General features: G+C 58.2%; 5 protein-coding genes. 3 read left to right on the forward strand and 2 right to left on the reverse strand.

All coding sequences use genetic code 11. The annotated features are described in order from the left end of the window. Together L691_RS0126045 and L691_RS0126050 are read right to left on the reverse strand one after the other, a co-directional pair. Positions 1-1,060: YheC/YheD family endospore coat-associated protein (locus L691_RS0126045; RefSeq protein WP_051459467.1), on the reverse strand; the 1,060-nt coding region annotated here is incomplete at its 3' end. A 17-nt stretch (positions 1,061-1,077) separates the two neighbouring features. Beyond that, positions 1,078-2,445, reverse strand: a complete 1,368-nt coding sequence (locus L691_RS0126050) for a YheC/YheD family endospore coat-associated protein (RefSeq protein WP_025693132.1) — start codon at positions 2,443-2,445, stop codon at positions 1,078-1,080. 242 nt (positions 2,446-2,687) lie between these two features. On the opposite strand from L691_RS0126050, the gene L691_RS0126060 reads away from it, so the two are divergent. The 3 genes from L691_RS0126060 to L691_RS0126070 form a co-directional block, all read left to right on the forward strand. Next, complete coding sequence (locus L691_RS0126060; RefSeq protein ID WP_025693133.1) at positions 2,688-3,032, forward strand: YlbF family regulator; 345 nt, start codon at positions 2,688-2,690, stop codon at positions 3,030-3,032. A gap of 124 nt (positions 3,033-3,156) precedes the next feature. Next, complete coding sequence (locus L691_RS0126065; protein WP_025693134.1) at positions 3,157-3,438, forward strand: hypothetical protein; 282 nt, start codon at positions 3,157-3,159, stop codon at positions 3,436-3,438. A gap of 163 nt (positions 3,439-3,601) precedes the next feature. Further along, a partial coding sequence (locus L691_RS0126070) for a DRTGG domain-containing protein (RefSeq protein WP_025693135.1) occupies positions 3,602-4,057 on the forward strand: 456 nt, incomplete at its 3' end.

Raw genomic sequence — 4,057 nt, forward strand, 5'->3', positions numbered from 1 at the left:
AAAGCGGGTTTTCGGCCGAGCGCCGTGCTGCGTCTTGATCACCAGTCAGCGTGAAGGCCGAGCGGCCCGGCTTGGAGTTCGCCTCCAGCAGCCAGATCCTGCCGCCGGGATCGATGCCGAAATCAAGCCCGAGCTCACCGAGCCGCCCGCAGCCTGCCTCCAGCAGCGGCGGAAGGTAAGCGGCCGTAAGCGTAAGCTCTCTTAAAATGTCTGCCGCCGCCCCGCCGTATTGCTTCCGCAAAAAGGAGGAGGGATGCACTGCGGTTCCTCCGCCGTGAAGGTTCGAGATGAGCGACCCGCGCAGGCCAAGGCGGACCGCCATGCCGGCGAGCGTCCAGCGTCCGCCGCCGTCCTTCTGCATGAGCACGCGGAGATCGAACGGCTGTCCGCCGCTGCCGCTCAATTGCAGGAATGGCTGCATGATAAAGCCTTGGCCGCCGATAAAGCGGTCAATCCATTCGAGTCCTTTGCGGCGCTCCTCAAAGCCTCGGATGATCTCGCGGTTCTGACCGTCCCGGCCTCTTGCAAGAAGTCCTCCGGGCGCCGCTGCCCAGGGCGCCGCATGCAGGGTGCGCCTTCCGTGTGTGCCTGCCCGGGGTTTCAAGAAGACCCCGTCTTCTCTTTCCGCGAGCATGCGCTCCAGGCTCCGGCTGCCGTCATACCGTTTAGTCTCGGGCAGCAGTGCGGATGCTCTGCGGTTTCGCTGCAATAATTCATACACCTTCCATTTGTCCGGCAGCCCCCGCGACCATGCCAGGCTGCCCGTCAGCGCATTCAGGGCCCGGGAGGTGCTGCGTCTTTCTTCCGGACTTCGGCAGAACGTCCGGTTATATACAATGTCTGGCGCCGCCGATGTCGCTGCGCGCCATTCTTGGCCGCTCCGGATGAACCCGCTCACCGTCCGTCCATCCTCCGACACGCCATCCGGCGTGAATATGATAACGCGCAGACCGTATTTAGGGGCGGCCCGGCAGAGCAGGCTGCAGAAGGCGGGTTCGGCTACCGGTGAATCCTTGCTGCCCCCTCCGTTTAGGACGCCGAGACAGCCCAGTTCGCTCATAGGCATAGCGTCCTCCTTTATAAGCCGGCAAGGTAGCGGCAGTATTGGATCATCTGTTTGACGGATGGCCTGATCTTTGTTTCGTGCAGCGGAGTGTTGTCGTTCTTAGATGGCTTGGAATTGACTTCCAGAAGCCAGATTCGTCCCGATTGATCCATTCCGAGATCGATGCCCAGTTCGCCAAAATGGGCGGGAATGCGGGCCTCGATTCCTTTGGCTATAGCCAGCGCGGCCCGGGGCAGCTGAAGATTCGCGCTTTCCTTGGCACCGGGCGGGATAGTGCTTTTGCCAACCGCCTCGCGGACAGTGCTGAGGCTGCCGCCCCGGGCCAGGTTCGAGACGAAGTGGTTGGTCCCGGCGGTGCGGGCGACAATCGAGGTGACATGCCATTTTCCGGCGCCGTTCTTTTGCACAAGCGCGCGGAAATCGACCGGCCTGCGTCCAATTTCCATCAGCGACAGGCCCTGCTGGATCTGAAAGCGGGTGGTCTTCATCTTTGGGGCGATGGCCTGATACAATTTGGCAAGACTCGGATAGTTCTGCTTACGGGTGCCCAGCGGAGTCGTAGACAGCAGCCTGTAGCCGCCGCTTTCTTCACGGGAAATCCGCAGAATGCCTTTGCCGAGGCTGCCGCGGACCGGTTTGAGGAACACCACGGGATAATGCCCGCACATTTTCTTAAGGATCGCCAATCCGCTGAACGAGTGGGACTCCGGCAAGTACCGCTGAAGGGTGGGGTCATGCCGCAGAGCTTCGAACACCTCTGTCTTGTCGAGAAATTTCTCATTGAAGAAATGGGTGCCGTACCGTGATTTTACTTCCGCCAAAAAATGCTGTACGCTAGGTTTATTCTCCGCTTTACGCGTCGTTAGCCTGTTATTGATGACGTCGGCGACGGGCAGCTTCGATCTTTTCCAGCCCTCGTCATACACCCAGCCTGAAACAGTAGAACCGGCGCCTTCCAGCGCTTCAGGCGTAAAGAAATAGACAAAAGCTCCTTGCGCACGGCAGGCGTTCGTCAATTCACGGCAGAACAGGGTGATCGGACCGAACAGCTTCTCGGGATGCTCGGGATTCTCCCGGCTGACAAGCACACCGATCATCGGCCCGAGCCGGAGCAGCCGGCTTCCGGCACTGTAGGAGGCGTTCAGAACATTCCGGGTCCTCCACCCGGTCTTTCGCGCCAAGCCTTCGCTGACGCGCAGGCTGTCGGATTTAGGGGCCGGAATGATAGTAACCTCCTGACGGAAAGAACCGAAGGCCAGATGGACCGGTCCGTGCGCGGGGATTTTGAGTTTTTTGATGAGCCGGTCGCCGAGCATAACAGCGTTCTCCTGCAGAATGCCCGAGTGCACCGTATGGACCGGGATCTTTAGCTTTGACATCGTGGATCTCCTTCCGGTAGCAGCGTGATGCGGGCTGTTTGACAGCTGAGGTCTACATATCATTCATCATATGGAGTCATACGCCCCTTGGTGATTGCCGCATCGTCCGAGAGTCCCCTTATTCACAAGGCAGGCATAGATTTAAGGCGCAAAACGAAGGCTTTCGCAGCCGGTTTTGCGAAGATACACGGTGCGAAGATACACGGGAAGTTATACTGACACAACTTTTAGGAGGGAAAGCCATGAACATCTATGATAAGGCGCATGAATTGGCCCGGGCAATCAAGGAGAGCAGCGAGGTGGCGGACATTTCCGCCGCGCTTAAGCTGGTGGAGGCCGACCCGGAGAGCAGCAGGATGCTGAACCATTTCCGCAGCAGCCAGCAAGAGCTTCAGGAGCGGATGATGGCCGGGGAAATGCCGGCTCCGGAAGAGATGGAGAAGATGGAGAAGCTGTTCGAGGTGCTGAACCTTAACCTGGGCATCCGCCGTCTGTTCGAAGCGGAACGCCGCCTAAGCGTCGTCATCGAAGACGTGAACAAGATTATTTCCGGAAGCCTGGAGCATTTGTACGGAGCGGACGTCTAGGCTCCTTTAGGAAAATGGCGGCAGACTTCCGCACTGCGGTATTTTGCTACAACTTGTCTCATAATCCGGACGGTTCGCTCATAGAGTAGAGTATAGATTCTTTACGAAGGAGCTGTCTTAGGAAATGAGAAAAAGAAACAAGTTCAAGCATGTGCTCTACCTGATCCTGGCGCTGGTCATGCTGCTGTATGCGCTGCCGAGATTGTCGCCGGACGGGCCGGCGCCGGTGTTCGTGTTCGGGGCGTTGTGGGTCGCTTTTGCCCTGCTCGTGATTGCCGCCCATCTGCATTTTATTATCGGGGTGGACGAGGAGAAGGCGAAGCGTCTGGAAGCGGTACGCAAGGCGAAGCTTGAGAGGTGGCCGGAAAAATGGGATGAAGAAGGTAGAGCGGCCCAAAGACTATAGCCCTTTAGGCGCACGGCCTGTCCGGTAATGATCCGGCGGGCCGTTTTAAGTTGATCCGAAGCCGCGGGCGGCAAGAGACTCACGAATCATTTGACGTTCGCACCCGATTGCGACTACAATACAGATACAGTGTAGTACAGTTTTGGGGTCGGGGGTGTAACAGTTGGAAAATCAAGGCGATGCAGTCACAAAGCACGAACAACTGCTGCAGCATATTGAAAACTTAAAGGTGGGCGCTAAAATATCGGTTCGCAAGCTGGCGAGGGAAATGGCTGTCAGCGAGGGAACGGCTTACCGGGCGGTCAAGGAAGCGGAGAACTTGGGGATTGTCATCACCAAGGAGCGGATTGGAACCGTCCGGGTGGAGAAGAAGCCCCGGGGCATCTCAGAGCAGCTTACGTTCGGCGATGTGGTTGACATTGTCGAGGGACGTGTGCTCGGAGGCGCGAACGGACTGGACAAGCCTCTGCATAAATATGTAATCGGCGCGATGAAGATTGACGCCATGATCCGCTATATTGACGCGGACAGCCTGCTGATCGTCGGCAACCGCGACGATGTGCATTCGCTGGCGCTGGAGCAGGGCGCGGGGGTGCTTGTGACCGGCGGCTTCGGGACG

Source organism: Paenibacillus zanthoxyli JH29 (assembly GCF_000520715.1).
Lineage (GTDB): Bacteria > Bacillota > Bacilli > Paenibacillales > Paenibacillaceae > Paenibacillus_AQ > Paenibacillus_AQ zanthoxyli.